We start from the raw sequence: 13,206 nt of genomic DNA on the forward strand, positions 1-13,206 counted from the left end.
TGGCGGTTTTTTTATGGCTAATCGCTGGAAAAGGCGCATCTACTCCATTGCTACCGGGAGCCAGCCGTTCCGAGCAATGGTTCCATACCCGCCAGATAGCGGATCTGATGCTGATCCGTATCACCGACCAGTTCACGCAGGTTCGAATAGGTGCGCAACCCGATACGGTAGGCCTGCCCCGCTCGCTGGCAACTCACCACTTCAGCGGAAACACGCCGCAGGATCATGCCTGGAGAATAAAGATCAAGCTGCAAAATCGTGCCATTGCTGAACTTGATTGGGGAAGTGAGGCCGATACCGTAGCGATTATAGTCCAACGCCTTGGCCCGGGTCATGAAACGCCACCCTCCGAACAGCCGATGGCGATAAATGTCGATACGCATTTGCGTGTTGATTCGTGCCAGCTTGCGGCGGTTTGCGCCACGCGTTTCCCTGCTATCCATCATCGAACCGTATAAGCATGTTGTCGAAGTAATTGACCACCGCCTTCCTGGCGTCGGTATCCATAGCGGTCAGCCCCTTGTGTGTCGCCGAGGCTGCAGCTTTACATATTGTAACACGAGCGGCAGACACAAGGGCACGATTTACCCGACCCAGCCGTAAACAGGAAACAGAGTTATCCATAAAATGCACCACGGCACCGTCATTAATGCTTTGCATCACACTCAAGAGTGCCTCTATCTGCCCCTCACCATGCCGATACTCAAGAAACACCATAGACGCCTTTTCCGCCACCGCCGGTTCCAGTGGATATGCCGCGTAAACCCTGCCGTTGAGGGTTTTTCTCAGCCTCTGAAAATAACCGGCCAGCGCTTGCTGCTCCGCCACCGTGGTATTGCGAATCAGGCGCCCGACCAGGCTGTCAGCAGCCCGATTAATGACCCTCATTGCCCCCAGAATCAGACGCGCAGCCGCCCCCTGAGCATTCGCAGATTCGATGGGTCCCTTGAAGTAAACGGTTAACACAACATCAACAAACGCAGTGACCAACACCTCCAGCTCCACCACATGGGAGGCTTCCGGCTCCCTCTCACATTCCAGCAGATATGCATCAATGGCATCGCGCAGAGGAGCCGGGGCGGGAAAGGCGACGTGCAGGGTATTTTCATCCATACTTGAGAGACCGTATTAACAAAAACATCGGGGCAGCTGAACAGGCCTTGTACCTGGCCATCCTGAAACACAACTGTCAGCAATGACGGGCACAGTTATGTCTTCTGGCCCACCCTGGCTTGCCGGGAAGACACCGGAAAGCACATGGCAGTTTCACCGCCCCCAACAGAGCAGGAACACAGGGAAAGTGGCGAATCATACTGGAATATTCGTGCCGGCACGGCTGCTGTACGGCCTGGCTTTTATGGCGTGCCAGCCAGTGGCAGCGCAGCAGCCCTTCCCCGCCGAACTCCGGCCCGCTGAAGGTACTTACCGGGTTGTCGTCAATGGCATTCCTGTGGGCCTCAGCGCCACTATTCGTCTGGAAAAAGCCGAGCCCGGTTACCGCCTGCAATTTACCGCCCGCAACCGCCTGTTCAGTCACGAAGAAAGCGCCCATTTCGACTGGCATAACTGCGAAGCCACCCCCTACCACTATGAACATGCCAGTGCCGGCTTCGGTATGCAGCGAGGCGGTGAAATCCGCTTCGACTGGGAAACAGGCCAAGCTCTGGGCAGTAAAGCCACCTACGCACTGGCAACGGACACCCTGGATGCGCTCAGCGTCGCCATGGTGGCACGCTGCCACATGGCCAACGGCGATGCCGCCTTCAGTTACGCCGTCGCCGAGCCTGATGGGATGACCGACTACCACTACGCATCACTGGGTACGGATTCACTGGAAACGCCGGCGGGCACCTGGCAGGCAGCAGGTCTGGAGCGAGATTACGCAGAACGGGGCCGCCATTCCGAATTCTGGGCCGCCCGGGAACTGGATTATTTCATGGTACGGATGGACCACCGGGAGAACCCGTTCATCCGCGGCCGCATCGAACTGACCGATTTCCGCTACCTGGATGAGCCTGACAACAACACCGAACGCCAGGACGGCAACACCGTTACCAGCCGCTGAACGGCCTCGCCAACAACCGCAGCCTGCTCCTCTTCCAGCTGCCAACGGTAATTGTCCTGATTATAACGGGCGCGGGCGGTCAGCCCCTGACGGACCTCTCCCCGGTCAAACTGCTGGCAGGTCTCTGCAAATTGATGGACTGCCGCCACATCCACTTTCGGGGAAATATCCGCCGGCAGGCTGTCCAGCAAGGCACTGATGCGAATTGCCGCCTCACTCAGCTCGACCTGCTTCTGATCAATCGCGCGACAGAGCACCTCAAGGCTATCGAGTATCTGCGTATATTGCGCTGCATTGCGATCCTGTTCCGCCAGCATGAGGGCTTTGCGATGACGAACCATCCAGCCTTTCCAGATCAGCAAACCAAGCACGGAGCCAATCAACAGTCCGATCACGATTGCCAGTACTACCTGCCCGGCCATGGCCATATCGGGTTCTCCTGGAAGACACTATCGGGCCGCTCGGGACCGCGCGCCTCCATCAATAATTTACGTTGCCATCAGGCCGGCGGTCGCCTTTCTGATGCACAGTATGGAAATGACAAAATATACTTCATGAACAACGCATCTGCGCAGCGTCATCATGATTGAAAATTGCCGGTCATCACGCCATTGTACGTTCCACTAAGCGTACGTTCACACTATTCTCCGGAGGCCGATTGAACGCTGACCTGCCCGGGTGGCTCGAGCCACTGGCCCAACAACTGGAACCCTGGCTGCCGGCCCTGACTATCACCGGGGTGATCATGGCCTTGGCCTCACTGGTGGCCTTGCCCTGGTTCCTCGTGCGAATACCGGAAAACTATTTTACCCAGGCCTATTCGCCGCACCAAAACCGGGGAGTGGTTGCCTGGCTGGTGTGGCTGTTGCGCAACCTGTTGGCGATTTTATTACTGGTCGCCGGCATCCTCATGCTGATCCTTCCCGGGCAGGGCCTGCTAACCATTTTGATCGCCATCATGACCAGCACTTTTCCGGGGAAATACCGTTTGGAACGCGCTATCATGCGCCGCCCCGGGGTCTTCCGGGCCGCAAACTGGATCAGGGCCAGGTACCATCGCCGCCCGCTGGAACACCCGGACGCATTCAAGGAGCCCTCCCATGGCCATTAATAGCGCCGCCATTCGCTGGCACGGCGATCGCCTGCAGTTACTGGATCAACGCCTCCTGCCAACGGAAACCCTGTGGCTGGATATTCTCGACAGCCAGCAAGCGGCGGACGCCATTCGCGATATGGTCGTGCGAGGCGCTCCGGCCATCGGCATCACCGCCGCCTACGGGCTGGCGCTGGAAGCCCAGCGGCTCGGCGAGAGCGCTACCCTCGCCTCGCTACAGAGTGCCATTGCCTGCCTGGCAGCCAGCCGCCCGACAGCGGTAAACCTGTTCTGGGCACTGGAACGATTGCAACGTGTGGCCGGCGACCTCCAGGGCAACGCCTTGTGCCAGGCGTTAACGGATGACGCAGAGAGCATTCACCGCGAAGACCTGGCCGCCAATCAGGCCATGGGCGATTTTGGAGCCGACCTGCTCCCTGATGGCGCCACGGTTTACACCCACTGCAATACCGGCGCCCTGGCCACCGGCGGGCATGGCACTGCCTTGGGCATCATTCGCAGCGCCTGGGCCCGCAAGCAACTCTCTGGTGTCTATGCCGGTGAAACCCGTCCCTGGTTGCAAGGCAGCCGCCTGACCAGCTGGGAGCTGCTCAATGACGGCATTCCAGTGACGCTGGTCGCCGACAGCTGCGCAGGCCAGCTTATGCAGCAAGGAAAAGTACAGGCGGTTATCGTCGGTGCCGACCGCATCACCGCCAACGGTGATACCGCCAACAAGATCGGCACCTATAACCTGGCCGTACTGGCGCAGTACCATCAGATTCCCTTCATTGTTGCTGCCCCCGTTTCCACACTGGACTCTGCCCTGCCCAATGGCAGTCACATCGTGATTGAACAGCGTGATGGCAGCGAAGTGCGTGCCATTCAAGGCAAGCCGGTGGCCCCGGATAACTGCCCGGTGTACAACCCCGCTTTCGATGTCACCCCGGCGGCGCTGATCACCGCCATCGTCACCGAACAGGGCGTTATCCACCACCCGAATACGGAAAAGCTCAAGGCCCACCTGAGCCAGGTCAAGGATCGCCGCCATGACTGATCGCCCCTACTCCACCAGCGCATTCCGTGACGCCGCCCGCGCCCTGGCCGCCACCGGGCAACGCATTTATGCCAATGGCTGGTCCCCGGCCACCAGCAGTAATTACTCCCAGCGCCTGAATTCGGACTTTGCCGCCGTGACTCAATCCGGCAAGGACAAGGGCCTGCTCCGCGAAACCGACATCATGGCCGTAGACATGGATGGCCAGCCGGCTTCTGCCGGCAAACCCTCGGCCGAAACCCTGTTGCATGCCCAGCTTTACCGCTTTGATGCCAACATTCAGGCGGTACTGCATACACACAGCCACGCCACCACGGTGCTGACCATGCACTGGCCCGCCAACAGCATTACGCTGGAAGGCTATGAGCTGCTCAAGGCCCTGGAAGGCATTACTACCCATGACAGCCGGCTTACCATTCCCGTCTTTGAGAACACCCAGGATATCGCCGCCCTTGCCGCCCAGGTGGACAAGGAAATGCGCGCCGGTCATATCAGCCATGCCTATCTAATTCGTGGTCATGGCCTGTACACCTGGGCGCAGGACCTGCCGGCCTGCTACCGTCAACTGGAAGCACTGGAAACCCTGCTGGCCATTGAGCTGGAGTGCCGTCGCCTGCGAGGATGCTGACGCACCCGGCAAGACGACCAGACAGAGCGCGCAAAGAGAGAACTGATAAAGAGGTGTCGCCATGCACAGCGAACTGAAAGTCTTTTCCGACCAGGCACCTGAGGTGCTGGAACAACACCACACCGACAAGGCGGCCATGGCCCGGGTGCTGGCCAGCGCCGGGGTCCGCTACGAACAATGGCAAGCCAACCAGCCGTTATCCGAAAGCCCCCAGCAGGATGAAGTGATTCAAGCGTATCAGGCAGACATTGACCGACTGATCGCCGATGAAGGCTACCAGACCGTGGATGTGGTCAGCATGGTTCCGGACCACCCGGACAAAGCCGCCTTCCGGCAAAAGTTTCTGGAAGAACACCAGCACAGCGAAGACGAAGTACGCTTTTTCGTGGAAGGCCAAGGGCTGTTCACCCTGCATATCAATGGCAAGGTCTACGAAGTGCTGTGCACCAAAGGTGACCTGATCAGCGTCCCCGCCAACACTCCGCACTGGTTCGATATGGGCCCGGCCCCCCGTTTTGTAGCCATTCGCCTGTTCAATAACCCGGACGGCTGGGTGGCCAACTTTACCGGCAGCGATATTGCACAGCGCTTCAACCGGCTGGGCTGACGCAAACCACCGCTTATACAGCCAAATCCTTAGCGTGCAGGCACGCTCCCACAGCAGGCTCGACATCCATGATCAACGCCATCATCACTGATATCGAAGGCACCACCAGCAGCATTGCGTTTGTGAAAGACGTGCTGTTCCCCTATGCCGCCCAACAGTTCCCCGCCTTTCTCCATGCCCACTGGGACGATCCATCGGTACAGGAACAGCTTCAGGCCGCCGCAGCCGAGGCCGGCGAACCCCTGGACACCCCGGCGCAAGCCAGCGACTTGTTCCGCCGCTGGATAGAAGAAGACCGCAAAGCCACACCCTTAAAAGCCCTGCAGGGCATGATCTGGAAAGCAGGTTACGAAAACGGCGATTACACCGCCCACATGTATCCCGACACCGCCCCTGCCCTTCGGCAGTGGCACGACAGCGGGCTGGCCTTGTACGTGTATTCCTCCGGATCTGTCGCCGCCCAGAAACTGTTCTTCGGATACAGCGATGCCGGGGATCTCACCGGCCTGTTATCCGGCTATTTCGATACCACCACCGGGCCCAAACAGTCCGCAGACAGTTATCGGAAGATCCAGCAGGCCATTGGCCATCCTGCCAACACCCTGCTGTTTTTATCGGATATCGAAGCAGAACTGGATGCCGCAGCTGAAGCAGGGTTGCACACCTGCCTGCTGGACCGTGAACAGTCCGGGCTGGAAAGTCGCCACCCGGTGGTCAGTGATTTCAACCACATCAACTTCCCGGACTAGGGCGTGTTAACAGGCCCTAACATCAGGTCAAGGGTTGCTGGCAACGCCACACCACAAACTTGGCGTTGCTGCCCAATACCGTCACCGACCCGAACCGGCGCGACAACACCTTGTGATACCCCAGATGCCGATTACCGATAACCCGTAATTCACCGTCCGGAGCCAGGGCCCGTGCCGCCTGATTAAACAATCGCCGGGCCACATGATCACCGACCACGTGCCCGTCATGAAAAGGCGGATTCAACAGAATGCAGTCGAACTCTCTCTCCAGCCCCACCAAACCATCACCATGGTGAAAGTGGCACTGGCGATTGGGAAAGTAGCGCGACACATTGTCACGGGCGCTTTCCAGAGCCAGCCAGGATTCATCACAAAACGTCATCTCAGCGCCGGGGCTGGCCTGCAATGCAGCCAGGCCGATCACCCCGTTGCCGCACCCCAGGTCCAGCACACGGGAGCCTGCCGGCAACGACTGTGGCAGATGATCCAGGAAGAAGCGCGCACCAATATCCAGCTGTTGCTGGGCGAACACGCCGGCATGCACGGTTAATTGCCAGTCACCTACTTTCACCTTGCTGGGGAAATCGGTGTCAGCCAGAACCTGCCCCGGGGTCTGTGCACTGAACAAGCGGGCTTTCTTCCAGCCGTACTCGGCACGACCGTTACCCAGATAACGTTGCAGCAATGGCACCAACTGCCGGGGCAAATGTTTATCCATGCCTGCCAACCACACGGGTACCCCCTGTGGAAGATGCTGGCTCAGCCAGTGCAGCTGCCACTCCAGCAGCGCAACAGACTTGGGGACACGCATAATCACCTGGTCCGGTGCCTGCCCCGGCGGATCGAAGGGCCACAGAAACGGCAATACCAGTGTCAGGCCGTTATCCTCGGCATTGGCCAGAGTGGCAGCCTGGGCCATAAAGGAATCACCACTGCTTTGCACCGCTGCACACCCCGCCGGGGCTGCTTGCTGCAACGCCAGAGCCAGTGCGCCCTGCTGATCATTCAGCACCAGCGTCCTTGCGCCGGCCTTTGCGGTTTCATCTGCTTCCGATACAGGCAGGCCGCGTTCTGCCAACGTGTTGAGCAGGTACAGGTCCGCATTGTCCCAGGCCTGTAAGGTCTCATTGCGCCGGCGTGGCCAGCGCTGCAATGCAAGCTGGCCCCAGGGGTGAAGGAAAGGTGTCATTCGGGTCCTGCCATCGAGAAATACATGGGTGAAATACCTGCGGGCGCGCATTTTGCCCGCTGATTGCCGGATTGGCCAGAAACTGCGCAACCACGCGTGCCCGCCGCATTTAGGTATGGCATTTTCTGAATTGGCTGCTAGAATGCGCAGCCATCGGAGTATAGCTCAGCTTGGTAGAGTACTACGTTCGGGACGTAGGGGTCGCAGGTTCGAATCCTGCTACTCCGACCAGATAAGCCCCTGGAATAAGGGGGCAGCAAAAAGGCCGCGAAAGCGGCCTTTTTCGTTTCTGAACCATGCAAGGCGAAACCGGTAAAACCTCATACCGCCCCGCTCATTAATCCGGCATGTCACCCTTCAGCCAAACGCGGATTCAGCGTATAGCTAACCGTCAGGCTGGCTTGAGCCAGTGAATGTGACTTGATCTGTTCAGCCAGTGCCGCGCCGCTTAGATCCTTCCCTTCTGGCAGGGTTTCCACATCCAGTGCATAGACCGTAAAGACATAGCGGTGCACGGTGCTGTCATTCCACGGTGGACAAGGGCCGTCGTAACCGAAGTACTGGCCTTCCATGTCTGCGTCGCCCGCAAACCAGCCGGTGTAGTCATTAAGCCCATGGCGCTGCCCGTCCGGCGCCGCCGGGCCGCGTTTGCCTTTCGGGGTGACGCTGTCGCAATGGCTGCCTTCGCGAATTTCACTCTGGTCCGCAGGAATGTTGAACAAGGTCCAGTGATAAAAATCGACTCGCGGCAGGCTGGCCGGCACTTCCCGATCTTCCTGGTTCACATCATCGGCCGCGCTGGGCGCGTCCGGGTCCAGGCACACCACCGCAAAGGAGCGGGTTCCTTCCGGGGCCCCCTTCCAGGCCAGATGCGGATTGATATTGCTCGACAGGGATACGTGGGTGCCCGGGTCGATCACCGCAAAAGCAAATTTTTCCGGAATCGGTGCCTGGTCGGTGAGGCTGTTGCTAAGTAACTGCATCGGTAAGCTCTCCTTGTTGCACTGCATGCATACTCTATCAGGCATGCGGGTAATAACGGGGAATTCAAGTTGCTGGATGCCGAACGCATAGCACCCCAGGCCATTAACCGGCTAATCACCCGCCAGCAGGGGAAACTGCGCCAGTGGCTCATAACTCGGAAACGGCTCGCCCAGCTCACTGCGGTACAGCACCAATGTATTCACGGGTAGCACCCAGTCGCCAATGGCCTTGAAAGGCGTCTGCGTCAGTCCCGGTTTGGCCAATGTAATATGGGGGCGAAACGGCCGCTCCTCCGGCGAGAAACCGTACCCCTGAAGACACAACCAAAGATCATGGTGTAGCTGCTTGAGCGCCGGGCACGCGGCACCAGTCAGCGCCATAAAAGGGCCCTGTTCCTGGGGAAACGGTTCACAACGGTTCAGTAGCTGCTGAAACGGCGGGTTCTCGCCAGCGAGCTCTGTCAGCGAGCCATGCAGCTGGCTCAAGGCCGATTGGGTCTGCTCCCCCAGGAACGCCAGTGTCAGGTGCAGGTTAGCTATGGGGGTCGCCCGGCCCATGCTGTGGGACAATGTCACACACTGGTCTGCCAGTGCGTCAGTGACCGGAATCCCGATAAAACAGCGCATGTGTCCTCTTCGACCTCCCACCTGATGGCATGGCGTCCCGACAGGGACAGCGGTAGAATGCCGCCCCGGCTGACCGGAACCCTGAATGTATTCTGATTAGAGCCTGACATCCTAGGCTATCAGCTCGGTTACGATGCGAACATGACAACAGACACGCTCTGCGTGCCGAACAGTCTGGCCGTTTTCCCTGCAGCCCCTTCAACCTTCACCCGCGGACACCGCCCAATGAAAGATCAACCACTAAAGGGTGCCTTGCTGCTGATACTCGGGGAAGGCCTGCTGGCGGTGATGGCTGCCATGATCAAACACCTGTCTGATCACCTCGACACCGAGGTCATCGTGTTTGCCCGTAACCTTTTCGGACTGATGTTCCTGCTGCCCATTATCGCCACTCGCGGCGGCTTTGGGCAGCTGCGAACCCGCTTTGTGCATCTGCACCTGATCCGTGCTTTCACCGGCGTCAGTGCCATGTTTTGTTTCTTTTACGCCATTGGGCATATTGCCCTGGCAGAGGCGGTACTGGTCAAAATGACGGTGCCGTTTTTCCTGCCGGTCATCGCCTGGTTATGGCTCAGTGAACGGATTGGATTACATACCTGGCTGGCCATCATCGCCGGCTTTATCGGCGTTGCCATCATTATGCGCGCCGGGCAGGGTCACATTGACCCGGTCATGTGGGTGGCCCTGGCCGGCGCGGCCATCATGAGCATTGCCAAAGTCAGCATCCGGCGCATGGCGGTTTCCGAGCCCGCCCAGCGTGTGGTGTTCTACTTTGCACTCTTTGCCACGCTGTTTTCGTCTCTCCCTTTGCTGTGGGCCACCACCCTGCCTGCGGGTACCGATTACCTCTGGCTTATCGCCATCGGCCTGGTGGCCACAGGCGGACAATACGCCATGACCACCGCCTACCAGATTGCCCGGCCCGGCCAGGTCGGTGTCTATAATTACTCCTCCGTGATCTGGGCGGCACTGCTTGGCTGGATGTTCTGGGGAGAAACCCTGGTGCTAACGACCGTTCTCGGCACCCTGTTGATCGTGGCCGCCGGCATCTGGAATCTCAAGTCCCGTTAGGAAACCCGTTCAGATTAGAAAAATGGCCCGTTCAGAAGGCTATTTTCGCTGTATATCCCCTATGCTTGGCCCAGCTTGGGCAAGGCAATCTCTTTTTCGCTTCCCCCATGGGGAAACGAGAAGTGCCTTGAAGGTGACGCCATACAACGGAGAGTTCGGCATGCAACCGAAACACCTTTTTCTTTTTATTCTGTGTACTGTCTTTTTGAATGGCTGCGAAGACGCAGCACGCTGGGCCTATGACAATGGCCTGAGCATGGAAAAAAGCCGCGCCGGGCTGGAAGACCAGACCCTGACCACGGCCGACGGCATCGAATGGCACCTTCTTGTCAGTGAACCCCAAAATGAAGAGTCCACCGACCCAAAAGAAACCGTGTTACTGATTCATGGGTTCAGCGCTGACTCCAGTAACTGGATTCGTTTCGCCAATGAGCTCGAGGGCGATTTCGTTTTTGTGGTGCCAGACCTGCCCGGCCACGGACAAACCACCCGCACACTGAATCTGGATTACACCATGGCAGCCCAGGCTTCCCGCCTGCTAACACTGATGGACGCGCTCGACATTCAGCAATTCCATGTGGCGGGCAACTCCATGGGCGGCGCCATTTCCCTGGCTATCGCGCAACAGGCGCCAGAGCGAGTGCTTTCCATGGGCCTGGTGGACTCTGCCGGGCTGACTCGCCAGACCAAGGAATTCAAAAATGTTCTCGCCAAGAGTGAGAGCAACCCGCTGATTCCGCACAAGGCTGAACAATTCCAGACCACATTGAAGTGGGCCATGGAAGAACCGCCTTACATGCCCGGATTTTTTATCGACATCATGGGGCAAAAGAAAGCGGAGAACGCAGATGTGGCTGAAAAAGTATGGGGGGATCTGATGGACGATCCGGGTATGGAGCTCGAAGACAAGAATGTGCTGCCCACTATTCAAACACCGACCCTGGTACTCTGGGGGCGCGAAGATCGCTTGCTTGGCGTGGATAATGTAGCTGCTTTTCTTGAGGAATTACCACAATCCCGCGCGGTGATTCTTGACGGCATTGGCCATGTCCCCATGGCTGAAGCACCCGGCAAAAGCGCCGATGCCTTCCGTGCCTTCTGGCGCGAAGCGCGGCCCTGAAACACTGCTGCCCCCACAAATCTGATCAACCTCCGCCGGCGCGCTGCTCCGGCGGAGTCCAGTCAAACGGCACCTGATAACTCATCAGAAAACCACCCAGCGTAATCAGCACCCGGGAAATGCCAATATAGGAATCGGGGATACTGATACGCTCTTCCCGAAAGCGGCTCATCAATTCCCCCATGGCGCCTATCGGTCCCTGCTCATTGAGACGATCGGTCAGAACATAGAGCGCCAGCTCCTTCAGGGTTTCCGGGCTGCCCCCCTTGAACCCGGCCTGCACGAAAAGCTCACCGATATCCACCGGCCCCTCAAACCCCATCAATCCATAGAGCAGGCGGGAGTAACGGCGTACCTCATCCGCCGTGAGCACACCTATGGCGCCATAATCCAGAATCACCACCTGCTCATCATCAGTCACCAGAAAATTGCCCGGATGCGGGTCGGCCTGGTAAACGCCAAAGCGAGTGACCTGCTGAAGATAGCTGGTCAACAACACGCCCAGCAGGTCCTGGGCTTTTTCAGGGTGGGTATCCAGGTAATTGCGCAGTCGCTGCCCGCCTTCCCAGCTGGTCACCAACACCGACTCACCGCATAAACCCTCGATGATATCCGGGATGCGAATGCGCTCGTGATGGGGCTGGCGGGAAAAACGCAACGTATTCGCGGCTTCGTTGCGGAAATCCAGCTCCATGGCCGTCATGATCAGCAGCTGTTCAATGGCCTGCTGCAGGTCGAATTCACGAAAGGTGGGCGCCACCAGCGCCGCCACTGCCTGAAAGACTTTGGCATCCTGCTCAAAGACTTTCTTCACACCCGGCAAACGCACCTTGATGGCAACGTCACGGCCATCCTTGAGCTGTGCCCGGTGTACCTGAGCGATGGATGCCACTGCCACCGGCGCTTCCTCCAGCCAGGCAAACTGCTGGCGCCAGTCACTGCCCCAGGAACGCCGCAAGGTTTTCTCGATCAACGGGAAAGGAACAGGCTGGGCATCATTCTGCAGCTGCTGGAATGCTTCGATATATTCCAGCGGCAATACATCAGGTCGACAGCTGAAAAATTGCGCCGCCTTGACCCAGAAAGCCCCATTGCGACGACACAGCGCGACCAGAATATCCGCCCCGCGACGATGGCAGGCGGCCCGGTCCCCGCTGCGTAGCCCCGACGCATACACCGCACCGATTCGGGCCACCGCAGCAACAGCACGAATATACCGCGAACGCCCGGCAGCCAGACCGCCCAGGCCCACGATGCCTTTTCTGATCATTCTGTTTTTGTCACTCGTATCGCCATTCCTGCATTATGCCTGTGATTTCATACTTGAATCACAGGGGGCTTGACCGTACTGTTCCCAAACTTTGCCGCTGGTGAGCGATTATGTCAGGAACAGTTATACGTGCTGGAGAACCCCATACCATTCGCACTCGCGGCATTACCCTGCTGCGTTCCGGCCACAAGGAAGTCCGCCGGCTGAAACGGGCCAACCACACGCCATCAATTCACGGCAACAAGGTGTGGAATTCCAGTTACCTGATCATGGATCACCTGACCAAACGGAAGCTGTCCGCTGATGAGCATTTGATGGATATCGGCTGTGGCTGGGGGCCGCTGTCTATTTTCACGGCAAAACGCTTTGGCTGCCGGGTGACCGCGGTGGATGCGGACCCGGACGTGTACCCTTATCTGGATTTGCATGCCAGCATCAACAAGGTGGACGTGACACCGCTACAGGCCCGCTTCGAGAAGCTGACGCAGGCCCGGTTGGCGGATGTGGATATCGTCGCCGGTGCGGACATCTGCTTCTGGGATGAACTGACGCCCGTGCTCTATAACCTGATTCGCCGCAGCCTGCGCGCGGGCGTCAAACAGATCATCATTGCCGACCCCGGCCGCTCTCCCTTCTATGCACTGGCGGAAAAATGCGAAGCCGGCAAATTGAACAGCCGTGTGGTCGAACGCCGAACCCAAACCCCCAAGGCTTTGCGCGCAGATCTGTTAATCATCGACAATTGAA

Annotated in this window: 16 protein-coding genes and 1 tRNA gene; 10 read left to right on the forward strand and 7 right to left on the reverse strand. The window is 58.4% G+C overall.

From position 1 onward, the window contains the following. Nucleotides 1-50 precede the first annotated feature (50 nt). Both ADG881_RS02285 and ADG881_RS02290 read right to left on the reverse strand, forming a co-directional pair. Nucleotides 51-443 (reverse strand): PilZ domain-containing protein, encoded by a 393-nt coding sequence (locus ADG881_RS02285; RefSeq protein ID WP_232211672.1) that lies wholly within the window; start codon nucleotides 441-443, stop codon nucleotides 51-53. Next, nucleotides 436-1,113 (reverse strand): hypothetical protein, encoded by a 678-nt coding sequence (locus tag ADG881_RS02290; protein WP_007150022.1) that lies wholly within the window; start codon nucleotides 1,111-1,113, stop codon nucleotides 436-438. Before ADG881_RS02290 ends, ADG881_RS02285 begins: the two co-directional genes overlap by 8 nt. A gap of 211 nt (nucleotides 1,114-1,324) precedes the next feature. Here ADG881_RS02290 and ADG881_RS02295 point away from each other — a divergent pair, with 211 nt between their 5' ends. Next, nucleotides 1,325-2,065, forward strand: coding sequence for a DUF3108 domain-containing protein (locus tag ADG881_RS02295; protein ID WP_007148920.1), 741 nt, complete (start codon nucleotides 1,325-1,327; stop codon nucleotides 2,063-2,065). Here ADG881_RS02295 and ADG881_RS02300 read toward each other — a convergent pair. Continuing rightward, nucleotides 2,002-2,493, reverse strand: a complete 492-nt coding sequence (locus tag ADG881_RS02300) for a DUF2489 domain-containing protein (protein ID WP_039925981.1) — start codon at nucleotides 2,491-2,493, stop codon at nucleotides 2,002-2,004. The two genes, ADG881_RS02295 and ADG881_RS02300, sit on opposite strands and share 64 nt — an antisense overlap. A 230-nt stretch (nucleotides 2,494-2,723) precedes the next feature. Here ADG881_RS02300 and ADG881_RS02305 point away from each other — a divergent pair, with 230 nt between their 5' ends. From ADG881_RS02305 to mtnC, 5 genes are all read left to right on the forward strand, one after another. Continuing rightward, nucleotides 2,724-3,176 (forward strand): PGPGW domain-containing protein, encoded by a 453-nt coding sequence (locus ADG881_RS02305; RefSeq protein ID WP_007149310.1) that lies wholly within the window; start codon nucleotides 2,724-2,726, stop codon nucleotides 3,174-3,176. Beyond that, entirely contained in the window at nucleotides 3,166-4,215 is a 1,050-nt protein-coding gene (gene mtnA, locus ADG881_RS02310; RefSeq protein WP_007151580.1) for an S-methyl-5-thioribose-1-phosphate isomerase, read from the forward strand. Before ADG881_RS02305 ends, mtnA begins: the two co-directional genes overlap by 11 nt. Beyond that, nucleotides 4,208-4,843, forward strand: coding sequence for a methylthioribulose 1-phosphate dehydratase (locus ADG881_RS02315; protein ID WP_007151367.1), 636 nt, complete (start codon nucleotides 4,208-4,210; stop codon nucleotides 4,841-4,843). The genes mtnA and ADG881_RS02315 overlap by 8 nt, the downstream gene beginning before the upstream one ends. A 61-nt stretch (nucleotides 4,844-4,904) precedes the next feature. After that, nucleotides 4,905-5,450, forward strand: coding sequence for an acireductone dioxygenase (locus ADG881_RS02320; RefSeq protein WP_007150833.1), 546 nt, complete (start codon nucleotides 4,905-4,907; stop codon nucleotides 5,448-5,450). A 68-nt stretch (nucleotides 5,451-5,518) separates the two neighbouring features. Continuing rightward, nucleotides 5,519-6,199, forward strand: a complete 681-nt coding sequence (gene mtnC, locus ADG881_RS02325; protein ID WP_007149273.1) for an acireductone synthase — start codon at nucleotides 5,519-5,521, stop codon at nucleotides 6,197-6,199. A gap of 22 nt (nucleotides 6,200-6,221) precedes the next feature. Here mtnC and ADG881_RS02330 read toward each other — a convergent pair whose 3' ends face one another. After that, complete coding sequence (locus ADG881_RS02330; protein WP_007150882.1) at nucleotides 6,222-7,388, reverse strand: class I SAM-dependent methyltransferase; 1,167 nt, start codon at nucleotides 7,386-7,388, stop codon at nucleotides 6,222-6,224. 154 nt (nucleotides 7,389-7,542) lie between these two features. Between ADG881_RS02330 and ADG881_RS02335 the strand changes: the two genes are divergently transcribed. After that, a tRNA-Pro gene (locus ADG881_RS02335) sits at nucleotides 7,543-7,619 on the forward strand. Nucleotides 7,620-7,738: 119 nt separating this feature from the next. Here the strand turns inward: ADG881_RS02335 and ADG881_RS02340 are convergent. Beyond that, nucleotides 7,739-8,371, reverse strand: a complete 633-nt coding sequence (locus ADG881_RS02340) for a YbhB/YbcL family Raf kinase inhibitor-like protein (protein ID WP_007148653.1) — start codon at nucleotides 8,369-8,371, stop codon at nucleotides 7,739-7,741. A gap of 111 nt (nucleotides 8,372-8,482) precedes the next feature. Beyond that, a complete protein-coding gene (gene thpR / locus ADG881_RS02345) occupies nucleotides 8,483-8,998 on the reverse strand; it encodes an RNA 2',3'-cyclic phosphodiesterase (RefSeq protein WP_007149165.1) in 516 nt (171 codons plus the stop codon). 225 nt (nucleotides 8,999-9,223) lie between these two features. On the opposite strand from thpR, the gene ADG881_RS02350 reads away from it, so the two are divergent. Both ADG881_RS02350 and ADG881_RS02355 read left to right on the forward strand, forming a co-directional pair. Further along, the gene (locus ADG881_RS02350; protein WP_007148890.1) at nucleotides 9,224-10,069 is read left to right on the forward strand and encodes a DMT family transporter; all 846 of its coding nucleotides are present in this window, start codon (nucleotides 9,224-9,226) and stop codon (nucleotides 10,067-10,069) included. A gap of 160 nt (nucleotides 10,070-10,229) precedes the next feature. Next, nucleotides 10,230-11,189 carry an alpha/beta fold hydrolase gene (locus ADG881_RS02355; protein ID WP_007151576.1) on the forward strand — a complete coding sequence of 320 codons (960 nt, stop codon included), beginning with the start codon at nucleotides 10,230-10,232 and terminating at the stop codon, nucleotides 11,187-11,189. A 25-nt stretch (nucleotides 11,190-11,214) separates the two neighbouring features. Here ADG881_RS02355 and ADG881_RS02360 read toward each other — a convergent pair whose 3' ends face one another. Then, entirely contained in the window at nucleotides 11,215-12,459 is a 1,245-nt protein-coding gene (locus tag ADG881_RS02360) for an AarF/ABC1/UbiB kinase family protein (protein ID WP_007148954.1), read from the reverse strand. A gap of 110 nt (nucleotides 12,460-12,569) precedes the next feature. On the opposite strand from ADG881_RS02360, the gene ADG881_RS02365 reads away from it, so the two are divergent. Beyond that, nucleotides 12,570-13,205 carry a methyltransferase gene (locus ADG881_RS02365; protein WP_007149617.1) on the forward strand — a complete coding sequence of 212 codons (636 nt, stop codon included), beginning with the start codon at nucleotides 12,570-12,572 and terminating at the stop codon, nucleotides 13,203-13,205. Nucleotide 13,206: the final 1 nt, after the last annotated feature.

The organism is Alcanivorax sp. DG881 (assembly GCF_000155615.1).
Taxonomy (GTDB): Bacteria; Pseudomonadota; Gammaproteobacteria; order Pseudomonadales; family Alcanivoracaceae; genus Alcanivorax.

Coding starts and splice junctions, on each gene's coding strand:
- ADG881_RS02285 (WP_232211672.1), bottom strand. CDS start 443: ATGGATAGCAGGGAAACGCGTGGCGCAAACCGCCGCAAGCTGGCACGA.
- ADG881_RS02290 (WP_007150022.1), bottom strand. CDS start 1,113: ATGGATGAAAATACCCTGCACGTCGCCTTTCCCGCCCCGGCTCCTCTG.
- ADG881_RS02300 (WP_039925981.1), bottom strand. CDS start 2,493: ATGGCCATGGCCGGGCAGGTAGTACTGGCAATCGTGATCGGACTGTTG.
- mtnA (WP_007151580.1), top strand. CDS start 3,166: ATGGCCATTAATAGCGCCGCCATTCGCTGGCACGGCGATCGCCTGCAG.
- ADG881_RS02315 (WP_007151367.1), top strand. CDS start 4,208: ATGACTGATCGCCCCTACTCCACCAGCGCATTCCGTGACGCCGCCCGC.
- ADG881_RS02320 (WP_007150833.1), top strand. CDS start 4,905: ATGCACAGCGAACTGAAAGTCTTTTCCGACCAGGCACCTGAGGTGCTG.
- mtnC (WP_007149273.1), top strand. CDS start 5,519: ATGATCAACGCCATCATCACTGATATCGAAGGCACCACCAGCAGCATT.
- ADG881_RS02330 (WP_007150882.1), bottom strand. CDS start 7,388: ATGACACCTTTCCTTCACCCCTGGGGCCAGCTTGCATTGCAGCGCTGG.
- ADG881_RS02340 (WP_007148653.1), bottom strand. CDS start 8,371: ATGCAGTTACTTAGCAACAGCCTCACCGACCAGGCACCGATTCCGGAA.
- thpR (WP_007149165.1), bottom strand. CDS start 8,998: ATGCGCTGTTTTATCGGGATTCCGGTCACTGACGCACTGGCAGACCAG.
- ADG881_RS02350 (WP_007148890.1), top strand. CDS start 9,224: ATGAAAGATCAACCACTAAAGGGTGCCTTGCTGCTGATACTCGGGGAA.
- ADG881_RS02355 (WP_007151576.1), top strand. CDS start 10,230: ATGCAACCGAAACACCTTTTTCTTTTTATTCTGTGTACTGTCTTTTTG.
- ADG881_RS02360 (WP_007148954.1), bottom strand. CDS start 12,459: ATGATCAGAAAAGGCATCGTGGGCCTGGGCGGTCTGGCTGCCGGGCGT.
- ADG881_RS02365 (WP_007149617.1), top strand. CDS start 12,570: ATGTCAGGAACAGTTATACGTGCTGGAGAACCCCATACCATTCGCACT.